The organism is Mycobacterium sp. RTGN5 (assembly GCF_033804465.1).
GTDB lineage: Bacteria > Actinomycetota > Actinomycetes > Mycobacteriales > Mycobacteriaceae > Mycobacterium.
Genome location: NZ_JAPZLA010000010.1, coordinates 36,232 through 48,440, shown reverse-complemented (window position 1 = coordinate 48,440; position 12,209 = coordinate 36,232). Strand labels below are relative to the sequence as shown.

The following is a 12,209-nucleotide window of genomic DNA, read 5'->3' as shown; positions in this document are numbered from 1 at the left end:
CGCATGGCCGATGTGAAGCCCGGCAAGCTGCCATTCTGGAAACGGCCCGCGGCTCGCGTCGCCGTCGGTGCAGCCGTCGGCGCGGTCGTGACGGCGGTGCTGTGGAACCACAACGGAATGCTGTCGCTGCTCGGCGGGTGGACGGCGCTGGCGCTCATCTTCACCGGCTGGACGTGGCTGGTCCTGTGGCCGTTCGACTTTGACGAGACACAGCGGCACGCCGGCCAGGAGGAGCCCTTGCCGTGGGTCGTCACCGCATTGGTACTCGGCGGCGCGACCGCCAGCTTGGTGGGAGTCTGGGTTCTGCTGGGGCGGAGTCAGGAAGCCTCCGCAGGTGTGCCGCACGATTCCGGCGCGGGCTGGATGGCGGTCGGCAGCGTCGTGCTGTCTTGGCTGACCATCCACACGCTCTACGCGATCATCTATGCCAAGCACTATTTCGATCCCAGGCAAGCCGCGCCCGGCGGGATCGACTTCAATAGCCCGCCGGGGCAGGAAGACCATCCTTGTTTCAAGGACTTCTTCTACGTCGGCTTCGCCGTCGGGATGAGCTTTGCGATCTCCGACACCAACCTGACCTCGACCAGAATGCGGGCCACCGCGCTGGGGCACGGACTGCTGTCGTTCGTGTTCGGCGCGATCATCGTCGCCTCGGTGGTGAATCTGATCGCTGCGGGCGTCTAGCCCGTCGCGATCCACGCCGCTGAATCCGGCGCCAGCTCGCCGCCGACCAACGGTGCACTGGCGGTGAGCAGTTCACCTGGCGGCAGCGGCAGCGGGGTGCTCCCGGCGTTCAGCACACACAACACGCCGCCGGACAGGAATGCCAGTCCGTCGTCCCGCAGCTGCAGCCATTCGACGTCGTATTCGGTGAAGTGAAAACGGTTGCGCCGCAACTGCAGAATCGTGCGGAAGAACGTCAGCGTCGAATCCGGATCCGCCAGCTGACGCTCGACGGTCAGCGGCGCCCACTCGGCTGGCATCGGCAGCCAGGTGTCGGGGTTCGACGAGAAGCCGTATGGGGGCGCGTCGCCCGACCACGGCAGCGGCACCCGGCAGCCGTCGCGGCCGCGTTCGGTGTGCCCGGAGCGCTCCCAGACCGGGTCCTGCAGAACCTCGTCGGGCAGATCGACGTTGGGCAGGCCGAGCTCTTCGCCGTTGTAGAGGAACATCGCGCCCGGCAGCGCCAGCATCACCATCGCGATGGCGCGGGCCTGGGCCAGCCCCGTGGCGCCACCGCCGTAGCGGGTGACCTCACGTTCGACGTCGTGGTTGGACAACGTCCAGGTCGGGCTGGCGTCGGCGAGGGCGGCCGCGGCCAGTGCGTTCTCGATCGCGCCGTGGATGCTGGCGACATCGAATTCGGCTCGTACCAAACGAAAGTTGAACCCCATGTGGAGTTCGTCGGGACGCAGATACTTCGCAAAGTCCTCGTTCTCGAACACCCAGATCTCGCCGATCGTCACGGCATCCGGGTAGTCGTCGAGCACGGAACGGATGCCGCGGTGGATCTCGTGCACCCCGTCGTGGTTGAACCGGGGATCGTCATCGTCGAGGGTGAGCATTTCGACGTCAGGGTTGGCCATGTTCGGTAGCCCTGGCGGCTTGGCCATGCCGTGTGCGACGTCGATACGGAAGCCGTCCACACCGCGGTCGAGCCAGAACCGCAGCGTCTTCTCCAGATCCTCGAACGCCTCGGGGTTGTCCCAGTTGATGTCTGGCTGCTCGGCGTCGAAGAGGTGCAGGTACCACTGGCCGGGGGTTCCGTCGCCTTCGGTGATCCGGGTCCAGGCCGGCCCGCCGAACACCGATACCCAGTTGTTGGGTGGGATTTCGCCGTTCGCTCCGAGGCCATCCCGGAAGATATAGCGTTCTCGCTCAATGCTTCCCGGCGGGGCGGCCAGGGCCGCCTGAAACCAGGCGTGCGCAGAGCTGGTGTGGTTGGGCACCAGGTCCATCGTGAGCCGGATGCCGCGGGCGTGCGCCTCGGTGATCAGCCGCTCGAGTGCCGCCAGGCCGCCGAACAGGGGATCGACGTCGCGCGGGTCGGCCACGTCGTAGCCGTGATCGGCCATCGGCGACACCATGACCGGGTTCAGCCAGATCGCGTCGATGCCGAGCCAGCTCAGGTGGTCGAGGTGGGCGGTCACGCCGTCGAGGTCGCCGACGCCGTCACCGTTGCTGTCGGCGAACGAGCGTGGGTAGACCTGGTAGAAAATCGCGTTCGCCCACCACGGGGCGCCGGCAGGTTGGGTCACAGGCGTCCTCAGAAGGCGGAGTTGACCATCGATTGCGCGGCCATTTCGAGATAGGCCAGGAGCTCACCGCGATGCTCGTCATCGAGCGTCGCCGAGTCGATCGAGGCGACCGCGGTGTGCATGCACCGCAGCCAGGCGTCACGTTCCAGGAAGCCGATCCGGAACGGGGCGTGACGCATCCGGAGCCGGGGATGGCCGCGCTGCTCGCCGTAGGTGCGCGGGCCGCCCCAGTACTGCTCGAGGAACATGCGCAGCCGGACTTCGGCGTCGTCGAGCTCGTCTGGCGGGTAGAGCGGGAGCAGCACTTCGTCCTCTCGAACCAGCTCGTAGAAGCGGGACACGATCTTGCGGAACGTCTCAGCGCCGCCGACCGCGTCGTAAAACGATTGCCCATCCCCGTTGGACTGAGTTTCCGTCACCCCACCATTGTGTACATCCGCTTCCGGCGCGGCCGACGTCACCCGATGTTCACGGATTTGACCTGGGAACGCCGGGCAAATAGTCGTGCGATCGCGGCGGATCCGTGGTGGACTGGTTGCCGGAGGACGAATGGTTCAGCGCAAACGGAACCGCGGTCACCGCGCCGCGGGGGGCCCGATTGGGTCCCTGCCGAGCTCAAGCCTGCACTCCGACCCTCACATACCCAGCCCGGCCGACGGATCAGTGTGGGGACGTCGCCGGGTGTTGTTACTGAATTCAACCTACGAACCGCTGACGGCGCTCCCCATGCGCCGGGCGGTGATCATGCTGCTGTGCGGTAAGGCGGACGTCGTGCACGACGACCCCAACGGCCCCGTGATCCATTCGGCTACCCGCGCGATTGTGGTCCCGTCGGTGATCCGGCTGCGCAGCTTCGTCCGGGTGCCCTACCGCGCGCGTATCCCGATGACCAGAGCCGCGTTGATGCACCGAGACCGGTTCCGGTGCGGGTACTGCGGCTCCAAGGCCGACACCGTGGACCATGTGGTGCCGCGCAGCCGCGGCGGTGAGCATTCGTGGGAGAACTGCGTGGCCGCGTGTGCGCAGTGCAATCACCGCAAGGCCGACAAACTCCTGAGCGAGCTGGGCTGGACGCTGCGGCTGGTGCCGATGCCGCCCAAGGGCCAGCACTGGCGGCTGCTGTGCACCATCAAGGAACTCGACCCGGCCTGGGTGCGCTACCTAGATGAGGGCGCGGCGTGAGGCTGCTACGGTTTGCCTCGTGAATGCTGCTGTCATCCACGGCCTGTTCGTGGGCATCCCCTTTGGCCTCGCGGCCGTGCTCGCCCTGCTGGTTTTTCCCGGCAAGGGCAAGCACGCCCCGACGTACAAATTGTCCGAGCCTTGGACGCACGCTCCGATCCTGTGGGCGGCCGTCGACGAGGTGGTTCCCGGCGGTGGCCATCACGGTCACGGCGCGGCCGAAGTGACTGTGGGAGGTGGAGCAAGTGGCAAGTGGTGAGCACGGGACCGTAGCGACCATCGATCCGGCCGACCTTCCGTACGGCTTCGCGCTGACGACCAGCGGACGCGTTTCGGGTGTCACCGAGCCGGGCGAGCTGTCGGTGCACTACCCGTTCCCAATCAGCCAACTGGCCGAGCTGGACGACGCGCTGAAGTACGGCAGCCGGCAGTCCAAGGCCCGCTTCGCCGTCTACATCGGCGATCTGGGCGGCGACACCGCGGCCCGGGCCCGCGAGCTCCTAGCCGACGTTCCCACGCCGAACAACGCGGTGCTGCTGGCCGTGTCGCCCAACCAGAAGGCGATCGAGGTTGTTTACGGCGCGGACGTGCGTGGCCGCGGCGCTGAGTCGGCTGCCCCGCTCGGGGTGTCGGCAGCGGCGTCGGCGTTCAAAGAGGGCAACCTCATCGACGGCCTGATCAGTGCCATCCGGGTGATGTCGGCAGCGATCTCTCGCCCGTAGCGATTTCGGCGCGGAAACGTTCGCGCAGCGAACGAAAACGCGCCGAAATCACGGAGACGTGAGCAACTCCGCACGAATCTGGACGTAGCGCTCTAGGAAGCCGCGTTCATCGAGCCGCTTGCGGCGCAGCCACCCCGTGACTTCGTCATTGCACTTGCTCGCATTGCACGCTCCGCACGCGGGCACCACGTTGTCGATCGTGTACCTGCCCCCGCGGGATATCGCCATCACGCAGTCCCGCTGCAAGGGCTTACCCGTTGCGCCGCAGTAGGCGCAGCCGTTCCAGGCGGCTTTGATTGCCGCCCACTGCGCCTCGGTCAGATCGTTGACCACTGCCTTGACGCGCCTGGTGCGCCTGCGTGCCGCGCGGGCGCGCCGACTGTTGGGGGCTGCCATGGCGTGATTTTGGCAGCGCGAGGCTAGCTTGCGTCGAAGGCGCGCGCTTTCAGCGAGCGTTCGGTACCCGCCCGGCCCTCGAGGACCAGCCTGCGCAGCGCCGACGGCAGGTCCCCGCCGAGGAACGTGTCGGCAGCCGCCAGCGCCTCCTCGCTGATGCCCCACGACGGGAACAGGCCGATCACCACGGTCTGAGCCACCTCGCTGGACCGGCGCTCCCAGACTCCGGGGATGGCCGCGAAATAGCGATCGGTGAACGGCTGCAGCAGCGCGGCCTGCCCGGCCGGCGCGAACCCGCCGATGATCGACCGCGCGGTGATGTTCGCCAGCGTGTCGTCCTCGATCACCTGCTGCCACGCGGCCTCTTTGACCGCGAGCTGCGGGCGGGCCGCCGCGGCGGCGGCGGCATGGCGGCGACCGGCTGCGGTCGGATCGCGCTGCGCCTCAGCGTCGATGAACGGGCTCTCGACCCCGTCGCCGTCGATGTCACCGGAGGCCGCCAGCGCCGTAACGATGCGCCAGCGCAGATCGGTGTCGATCTCCAGGCCCGGCAGGTTCACTTCGGCAGGCTCGTTGTCCAGCAGCGTCGCCAGCACCGCGACGTGATGCAGCTGCAGCACCGACGTGCACAGCGCGTTGACGAACGCGAGCTGGTGATCCGAACCCGGGGCCGACTCGCGCGCCAGGTCCAGCAGCCGATCCGCGAAGGCCGGCCAGCCGTTGGCGCAGGCCCACGCCGGGTCGGCGTAGGAATTCAGCGCGGTCTGCGCCTGCAACAGCAGCCGCTGGGCCACCCCGACCTCGGACTCGGCCTGGACGCCGCTCATCACCAACGCCACGAAGTCGCGCGCCGTCAGCTCGGCGTCGCGGGTCATCTCCCAAGCCGCCGACCACACCAGCGTGCGGGGCAGTGGCTCCTCGATGTCGGCGATGCGGCTCAGCGCGGTCTGCAATGACACCTCGTCCAGCCGCAGCGAGCAGTAGGTCAGGTCGTCGTCGTTGACCAGAATCAGCTTGCCGCGCGAAACTCCCTGCAGCGCAGGAACTTCGGTGAGCGGACCGGACACGTCGAGTTCCTCGCGGCGTACCCGCACCAGCTTGCCCGTCGTCGGGTCGTCGTCGTAGATGCCGACCGCGAGCCGGTGCACGCGGGTCTCGCCGGCGCCGGGCGCCGCACCGCCCTGGGCGATCGCAAACCGGGTGAAGCGGCCCTCGGCGTCGACGTCGAAGTCGGCCCGCAGCGTGTTCAGCCCGGTGGTCTTGAGCCACTGCTGCCCCCAGTCGGACAGGTCGCGGCCCGAGGCCTTCTCCAATGCGCCCAACAGGTCGCCGAACGTCGCGTTGGCGAAGGCGTGCGCGGCGAAGTAGTCGCGCAGCCCGGCCAGGAACTGCTCAAGCCCGACGTAGGCGACGAGCTGCTTGAGCACGCTGGCGCCCTTGGCATAGGTGATGCCGTCGAAGTTGACCTCGACGGCGTGCAGGTCGGGGATGTCAGCGGCGACCGGATGGGTCGACGGCAGCTGGTCCTGGCGGTAGGCCCAGGACTTCTCCACGTTCGCGAACGTGGTCCACGCCTGGTCGTACTCGGTGGCCTCGGCCTGGCAGAGCACCGAGGCGAACGTCGCGAACGACTCGTTGAGCCACAGGTCGTCCCACCAGGTCATCGTCACCAGGTCGCCGAACCACATGTGCGCCATCTCGTGCAGCACCGTCTCGGCCCGGCGCTCGTAGCTGTACCGGGTGACCTTGGACCGGAAGACGTAGTCCTCCAGGAAGGTCACCGCGCCGGCGTTTTCCATTGCGCCGGCGTTGAATTCGGGCACGAACAACTGGTCGTACTTGCCGAACGCATACGGCACACCGAAGTTGCGGTGATAGAACCCGAAGCCCTGCTTGGTCTCGGTGAACAACCGCTCGGCGTCCATGTACTCCGCCAGCGAGGAGCGGCAGAACAGGCCAAGCGGGATCTCTCCGTGCTCGTCGGCGTAGACGTCGTCCCAGCGGGCGTACGGTCCGGCGATGAGTGCCACCAGATAGGTGCTCATCCGCGGGGTGGTCGCGAAGGTGTGCACCTTCACCTTGCCGTCCTCCTCGGCCGCGGTGGTCGCGCCGTTGGAGATCACCTGCCAGTGCGACGGAGCAGTGACTGTCACGTCGAACGTCGCCTTGAGGTCGGGCTGGTCGAAGCACGCGAACATCCGCTTGGCGTCGGCGGTTTCGAATTGCGAGTACAGGTAGACCTCGCCGTCGACGGGGTCGACGAAGCGGTGCAGACCTTCACCGGTGTTGGAGTAGCGGCAGTCGGCGTCGACCACGAGGACGTTGTTCTCGGCCAGCCCCTGCAGTGGGATGCCGGTGGACTCGTCGTAGGAGGACACGTCGATCTCGACGCCGTTGAGGACGGCGCTGTGCACCGTGTCGGCGGCCAGGTCGATGTAGGTGTCGGCGCCCGGTAACGCCTCGAATTCGACGGTCGTGGTGGACCGAAATGCCTGTTCTCCAGAGGTCAGATCGAGAACGATTCGGTAGTTACCGACGGTGACCAGAGCGGCGCGCTCGATGGCCTCATCACGGGTCAAGTTGGGAAGTGCCACGGTTGAACATTACCTATCGGTAGCATCGCTGGCCGTGCCACTCGATCTAATCGTGGTGAGCGTGGTGATCATCACCGCGCTCGCGTTCGACTTCACCAACGGCTTCCACGACACCGCGAATGCCATGGCAACGTCGATCGCCAGCGGGGCGCTCAAGCCCAAGACCGCGGTGGCGTTGTCGGCGGTGCTGAACCTGGTCGGCGCGTTCCTGTCGACGGCGGTCGCCGCGACGATCGCCAAGGGACTGGTCGACGCGCACCTGGTGACGCTGGAGCTGGTGTTCGCCGGTCTGGTCGGTGGCATCGTGTGGAATTTGGCGACCTGGCTGCTGGGCATTCCGTCCAGCTCGTCGCATGCGTTGATCGGCGGCATCGTCGGCGCGATGATCGCCGCCGTCGGCACCCACGGCGTCATCTGGCGAGGGCTGGTGTCCACCGTCATCGTCCCGGCCGTACTGGCTCCGTTGATCGCCGGTCTGGTGGCGACCATCGGCACCTCGCTGGTCTACCGACTCATCCGGGGGTTGCCGGAGGACCGCGTCCACACCACGTTCCGCTACGGCCAGATCGGCTCGGCATCGCTGTTGTCGCTCGCGCACGGCACCAACGACGCCCAGAAGACGATGGGCGTGATCTTCCTGGCGTTGATCTCTTACGGCTCGGCAAGTACCTCGGACACGATGCCGCCACTGTGGGTCGTCGTGGCCTGTGCGGTGGCGATCGCGCTGGGCACCTACGCCGGCGGTTGGCGGGTGATCCGCACCCTGGGCAAGGGCTTGGTCGACATCTCGCCGCCGCAGGGTGTCGCGGCCGAATGCTCTTCGGCAGCAATCATTCTGCTGTCGAGCAATTTCGGCTACGCGTTGTCGACGACGCATGTCGCCACCGGCTCGATCCTGGGCAGCGGTCTGGGCAAGTCCGGCGCCGACGTGCGCTGGAGCGTGGCCCGCACGATGGCCGTCGCGTGGCTCATCACGTTGCCCGCCGCCGGCCTGGTCGGGGCCCTCACGTACGCCATCGTCCACACCATCGGCGGCCTGGTCGGCACGCTGGTGGGCTTCGGCCTGCTGGTCGCCGCGGCCGGGCTGATCTGGCGCCGAGCCCGCAAGATTCCGATCGACCACACCAACGTCGGCAACGACTGGCAGGGCAGCCTCACCGCGGGCACCGACACCATGACGGCGATGTCGGCCACCCCGCTCGATGTGTTGACCGACAGCGCGCAGCACGAGAAGAGCGGGTCATGACGGCCTGGATCAACGTGTCCGCCGTCGTGAAGATCCTCGTCCTCGGCGTGCTCGTCGGGGCAGGTCTACCGACGTTGTTCGCGGTGGGCGCGCGACTGCACGCGTTGGGGTCAGCCGGCGACGGCGCAGGCGCCACCCGGAGCCCGATGCTGATCGCACTGAGTTGGGTGCTGTTCGCGCTGGTGGTCATCGGCGTGGTCATCGGCGTGCTGTTCGTCGCGCGGGATTTCATCGGCCACCACACCGGTTTGTACATCCTCGGTGCCAAACATCGGTAAAGCGGGAACAGTGTCCTGTCGGCATGAGTTGAGATGAACGTCTGCGTCAGTCGCTGGGAGGAGCCCCATGTCCGAGAAATCCGTCGCTGGTTTCTGGTTCGACCCGCTGTGCCCGTGGTGTTGGATCACCTCGCGCTGGATTCTCGAGGTCGAGAAGGTGCGCGATATCGACGTCGACTTCCGGGTGATGAGTCTGGCCGTCCTCAACGAGGGCCGTGACCTGCCCGAGGAGTACCGGGAAGGGCTGAAGCGGGCATGGGGCCCGGTCCGGGTTGCCATCGCCGCCGAGCAGGCCCACGGCCGCGAGGTCCTCGCGCCGCTCTACACCGCGATGGGCACCCGCATCCACGATCAGGGCATCAAGGACTTCGACGTCGTGATCAAGGAGTCGCTGGCGGAGGTGGGCCTGCCCGCCGAACTCGCCGAGGCCGCCACCACCGACAAGTACGACGACGCCCTGCGCAAGAGCCACCACGAGGGCATGGACGCTGTCGGCGAGGACGTCGGAACGCCGACCATCCACATCAACGGAGTGGCCTTCTTCGGCCCGGTGCTCTCCAGGATCCCGCGCGGCGAGGAAGCCGGAAAGCTGTGGGACGCCTCGGTGACATTTGCGTCGTACCCGCACTTCTGGGAGCTGAAGAGGTCGCGCACCGAAGCGCCTCAGTTCGACTAATCGTCGCCTTCCGGTTGCGCGCCGGCTCGCCAGGTACAACCTTTAGTCCATGACAGTGGCTGACCCGGCAGAGCCGAGCGTGCAATCCGACGGCACCTACCGCGACAAGCTGGTGGCCGTCGAACCTGGTGGCAACGAGTTCATCGCGCACGAAGACCGGCACGGGAAGCCGAGCCAGCTGTTCTGGACGTGGACGTCACCCAACCTCGAGTTCGCCACGATCTTCGTCGGTGTGCTCGCGGTGGCCGTCTACGGGATGACGTTCTGGCAGGCCGTCGCCGGCATCGTGATCGGCACCGGGCTGGGCGCGATCGCGCATTACTTCCTGTCTGCCCGCGGCCCGCTTCACGGCGTGCCGCAGATGGTGCTGGGCCGCATGCCCTTCGGCTTCAAGGGCAATGCGGTGCCGTCGATCCTGATGTCGGTGACCGCCGGTGTGGGCTGGTTCGCCACCAACAGCGTCAGCGGTGCGTTCGCGCTGTCCACCCTGTTCCACATCGGTCCGCTGCCCGCGCTCGTCATCATCGTGCTCATTCAGACCGCGTTCGCGTTCTTCGGCCATAACCTGGTCCAGGCCTTCGAACGCTGGTCCTTCCCGGTGCTCGCGGTGATCTTCGCCGTCGCCTCAGTGGTGATCCTGACCAAATCGCACTTCGACGCACCCGCGGTCGACGGGGGTGTCGGGGGCCTTGGTGGTTTCCTGCTGACCGTCGGCACCGCGTTCGGCTACGCCGCGGGCTGGACGCCCTACGCCGCCGACTTCACCCGGTATCTGCCGGCTACGGTGTCGACCGCCCGCACCGGCCTGTTCGCCTCGACGGGCCTGTTCCTGTCCTGCGCGATCCTCGAGATCGTCGGTGCCGCATCGGTGACCATCGGGCCGGCGCTGTCCGATAACCCCACCGAGGCGTTCACCAGCGAGCTGTCCTCGCCGCTGGCCAAGGCGACGTTGCTGGCCATCGCGGTGGGTGCCATCGCGGCCAACGCGATCAACATCTATTCCGGGGCAATGGCTTTCGTCACCATCGGCGTCAAGCTGCCGCCCCACATCGCCCGCGCCCTTGTGACGGCGTTCTTCGGCGTCGCGGGCTTCCTGATCGCCTGGTGGGCACTGGCCGACGCGGCCGCCAGCTACGAGGCCTTCCTGCTGATCATCGCCTACTGGATCGGGCCGTGGCTGGGAGTGGTGTTCGCCGACCAGTATCTCCGCCGAGGCCAGTCGTTCGCCGGGTTCCTCTATGACCGCAGCTATACCAACTGGCCCGGATTCGCCTCGTTCGCCGTCGGCTTGGTGGTCTCGGTGCTGCTGTTTTCCAACCAGGAGAAGTTCGTCGGCTACATCGCCAGGTCGCTGCCGCAACTCGGCGACATCACGTTCTTCGTGGGCTTCCTGATCGCCGGCGCGAGTTATCTTGTGCTGTGCCGATCGAAGATAGCCGCGGAGCGCGCCGCGGCATGACACCCCAAGACATGCTCGACGTCGCCTACGAAGAGGCTCGAAAAGGCCTGGCGGAAGGTGGAATTCCGATCGGGGCTGCGCTGTTCAGCGCCGACGGGGTGCTGTTGGGCAGCGGCCACAACCGTCGCGTTCAGGACGACGACGCGTCGCTCCACGCCGAGACCACCGCCTTCCGCAACGCCGGGCGACAGACGGACTATCGCTCGACGATCATGGCCACCACACTGTCGCCGTGCTGGTATTGCTGCGGCCTGCTCCGCCAGTTCAACATCGGGGCGGTGGTGATCGGCGAGGCGCGCAACGCCGTGTGGGGCCACCCCGAGCTCGCCGAGCACGGTTTGAAGATCACCGTGCTCGACGACGACCGCTGCTACGACATGCTCCACCAGTTCATCACCGACAAACCGCACCTGTGGAATGAGGACATCGGAGTGGCGGAGTGATCACAGGAGTCGACATCTCCCGCTGGCACGCCGGGGGAGCGCAGGCCGACGCCGTCGCCGCCGAACTCGACGAGGGGTTACAGGAGTCCGGCTTCATCCTCGTCACCGGCCACGGCGTCGACCCAGGGCTGGCCGCCGGGGTGCGGGCCGCGTCACGAAAGTTCTTCAGCCTGCCCGACGACGTCAAGCGGCGGTATTCGGTGGCGGTCGGTGGCCATGGCTGGATCGCGCCAGGCGCTGAGGCCAATGCCTACGCCGAGGGCACCGAGACACCGCCCGACCTCAAGGAGAGTTACAGCCTGGGCGCCGAAACCGCCGTCGGCGATCCCGAGGTCGACCGGATCTGGTTCGCGCCCAACGTCTGGCCGGCTGAGGTAGCCGAGCTGCAGTCGTTGGTGAATGACTACACCGCGGCCATGCATCGGCTGGCCGACGACCTGCTGGCGTTGATGGCCCACGCGCTGCGGCTGACGGACAACCCGTTCGCCGCCCTGGCCGACCGGCCCACTTGGACCATGAACATCAACCACTACCCGCCGGTCAGCGTCGTGGGGGAGCCCGAGCCCGGGCAGTTCCGGATCGGGCCGCACACCGATTTCGGCACCGTGACGATTCTGGATCGTGAGCCCGGAGCTGGTGGGCTGCAAGTGTTTTCCGAGTCCGACGGCTGGGCCGACGCCCCGTACGATCCCGCGGCGCTGACGATCAACATCGGCGACCTCCTCGAGTACTGGAGCGGACGGCGCTGGCCGTCGGGCCGGCATCGGGTGCTGCCCCCGCAGCCGCATGCCCCCGAGGAGGACCTGATCTCGCTGATCTACTTCTACGAGGCCAACCACGACGCACTGGTCACTCCGCTGGCACCGCCGATCGGGCGGGTGGCCGGACTGACGCCGGTGACGTCCTCAGCGTTTATCAAGGAACGGCTCGACGCCATCACTGTGGGCTAGGGCCT

At 67.2% G+C, this 12,209-nt stretch carries 14 protein-coding genes; 10 read left to right on the top strand and 4 right to left on the bottom strand.

Translation table 11 applies throughout. From position 1 onward, the window contains the following. The first annotated feature begins 3 nt into the window (after nt 1–3). Nucleotides 4–684, top strand: coding sequence for a DUF1345 domain-containing protein (locus tag SLQ31_RS28675; protein ID WP_319437583.1), 681 nt, complete (start codon nt 4–6; stop codon nt 682–684). Here SLQ31_RS28675 and SLQ31_RS28670 read toward each other — a convergent pair. Continuing rightward, entirely contained in the window at nt 681–2,258 is a 1,578-nt protein-coding gene (locus tag SLQ31_RS28670) for a glycoside hydrolase family 13 protein (RefSeq protein WP_319437582.1), read from the bottom strand. The two genes, SLQ31_RS28675 and SLQ31_RS28670, sit on opposite strands and share 4 nt — an antisense overlap. An 8-nt stretch (nt 2,259–2,266) precedes the next feature. Further along, complete coding sequence (locus tag SLQ31_RS28665) at nt 2,267–2,677, bottom strand: globin (protein WP_319437581.1); 411 nt, start codon at nt 2,675–2,677, stop codon at nt 2,267–2,269. A 130-nt stretch (nt 2,678–2,807) separates the two neighbouring features. Between SLQ31_RS28665 and SLQ31_RS28660 the strand changes: the two genes are divergently transcribed. Genes SLQ31_RS28660 through SLQ31_RS28650 form a run of 3 tightly spaced genes read left to right on the top strand, consistent with a single transcriptional unit; the run spans nt 2,808 to nt 4,162 of the window. Continuing rightward, a complete protein-coding gene (locus SLQ31_RS28660) occupies nt 2,808–3,440 on the top strand; it encodes an HNH endonuclease (protein WP_319437580.1) in 633 nt (210 codons plus the stop codon). A gap of 19 nt (nt 3,441–3,459) precedes the next feature. Beyond that, nucleotides 3,460–3,699 carry a hypothetical protein gene (locus SLQ31_RS28655; protein WP_319437579.1) on the top strand — a complete coding sequence of 80 codons (240 nt, stop codon included), beginning with the start codon at nt 3,460–3,462 and terminating at the stop codon, nt 3,697–3,699. Continuing rightward, on the top strand, nt 3,686–4,162 hold the full coding sequence (locus SLQ31_RS28650) for a DUF5130 domain-containing protein (protein WP_319437578.1): 477 nt from the start codon (nt 3,686–3,688) through the stop codon (nt 4,160–4,162). The genes SLQ31_RS28655 and SLQ31_RS28650 overlap by 14 nt, the downstream gene beginning before the upstream one ends. Nucleotides 4,163–4,210: 48 nt before the next feature. On the opposite strand, the gene SLQ31_RS28645 is transcribed toward SLQ31_RS28650, so the two are convergent. Then, nucleotides 4,211–4,558, bottom strand: coding sequence for an HNH endonuclease signature motif containing protein (locus SLQ31_RS28645; protein WP_319437577.1), 348 nt, complete (start codon nt 4,556–4,558; stop codon nt 4,211–4,213). A gap of 23 nt (nt 4,559–4,581) precedes the next feature. Continuing rightward, nucleotides 4,582–7,152, bottom strand: coding sequence for an aminopeptidase N (gene pepN, locus SLQ31_RS28640; protein WP_319437576.1), 2,571 nt, complete (start codon nt 7,150–7,152; stop codon nt 4,582–4,584). Nucleotides 7,153–7,186: 34 nt separating this feature from the next. Between pepN and SLQ31_RS28635 the strand changes: the two genes are divergently transcribed. The 6 genes from SLQ31_RS28635 (at nt 7,187) to SLQ31_RS28610 (ending at nt 12,204) form a co-directional block, all read left to right on the top strand. After that, on the top strand, nt 7,187–8,398 hold the full coding sequence (locus SLQ31_RS28635; RefSeq protein WP_319437575.1) for an inorganic phosphate transporter: 1,212 nt from the start codon (nt 7,187–7,189) through the stop codon (nt 8,396–8,398). Then, entirely contained in the window at nt 8,395–8,676 is a 282-nt protein-coding gene (locus tag SLQ31_RS28630; RefSeq protein WP_319437574.1) for a hypothetical protein, read from the top strand. Before SLQ31_RS28635 ends, SLQ31_RS28630 begins: the two co-directional genes overlap by 4 nt. Nucleotides 8,677–8,743: 67 nt before the next feature. Continuing rightward, the gene (locus tag SLQ31_RS28625; protein ID WP_319437573.1) at nt 8,744–9,352 is read left to right on the top strand and encodes a DsbA family protein; all 609 of its coding nucleotides are present in this window, start codon (nt 8,744–8,746) and stop codon (nt 9,350–9,352) included. A 49-nt stretch (nt 9,353–9,401) separates the two neighbouring features. Further along, on the top strand, nt 9,402–10,811 hold the full coding sequence (locus SLQ31_RS28620; RefSeq protein WP_319437572.1) for a purine-cytosine permease family protein: 1,410 nt from the start codon (nt 9,402–9,404) through the stop codon (nt 10,809–10,811). Continuing rightward, nucleotides 10,808–11,254, top strand: a complete 447-nt coding sequence (locus SLQ31_RS28615) for a nucleoside deaminase (RefSeq protein WP_319437571.1) — start codon at nt 10,808–10,810, stop codon at nt 11,252–11,254. Before SLQ31_RS28620 ends, SLQ31_RS28615 begins: the two co-directional genes overlap by 4 nt. After that, nucleotides 11,251–12,204 (top strand): isopenicillin N synthase family dioxygenase, encoded by a 954-nt coding sequence (locus SLQ31_RS28610; protein ID WP_319437570.1) that lies wholly within the window; start codon nt 11,251–11,253, stop codon nt 12,202–12,204. Before SLQ31_RS28615 ends, SLQ31_RS28610 begins: the two co-directional genes overlap by 4 nt. Nucleotides 12,205–12,209: the final 5 nt, after the last annotated feature.

What these genes read in the sequence shown, in the direction of transcription:
- SLQ31_RS28675 (WP_319437583.1), top strand. Translation starts at nt 4, where the DNA reads ATGGCCGATGTGAAGCCCGGCAAGCTGCCATTCTGGAAACGGCCCGCG.
- SLQ31_RS28660 (WP_319437580.1), top strand. Translation starts at nt 2,808, where the DNA reads ATGGTTCAGCGCAAACGGAACCGCGGTCACCGCGCCGCGGGGGGCCCG.
- SLQ31_RS28645 (WP_319437577.1), bottom strand. Translation starts at nt 4,558, where the DNA reads ATGGCAGCCCCCAACAGTCGGCGCGCCCGCGCGGCACGCAGGCGCACC.
- SLQ31_RS28630 (WP_319437574.1), top strand. Translation starts at nt 8,395, where the DNA reads ATGACGGCCTGGATCAACGTGTCCGCCGTCGTGAAGATCCTCGTCCTC.
- SLQ31_RS28625 (WP_319437573.1), top strand. Translation starts at nt 8,744, where the DNA reads ATGTCCGAGAAATCCGTCGCTGGTTTCTGGTTCGACCCGCTGTGCCCG.
- SLQ31_RS28620 (WP_319437572.1), top strand. Translation starts at nt 9,402, where the DNA reads ATGACAGTGGCTGACCCGGCAGAGCCGAGCGTGCAATCCGACGGCACC.
- SLQ31_RS28615 (WP_319437571.1), top strand. Translation starts at nt 10,808, where the DNA reads ATGACACCCCAAGACATGCTCGACGTCGCCTACGAAGAGGCTCGAAAA.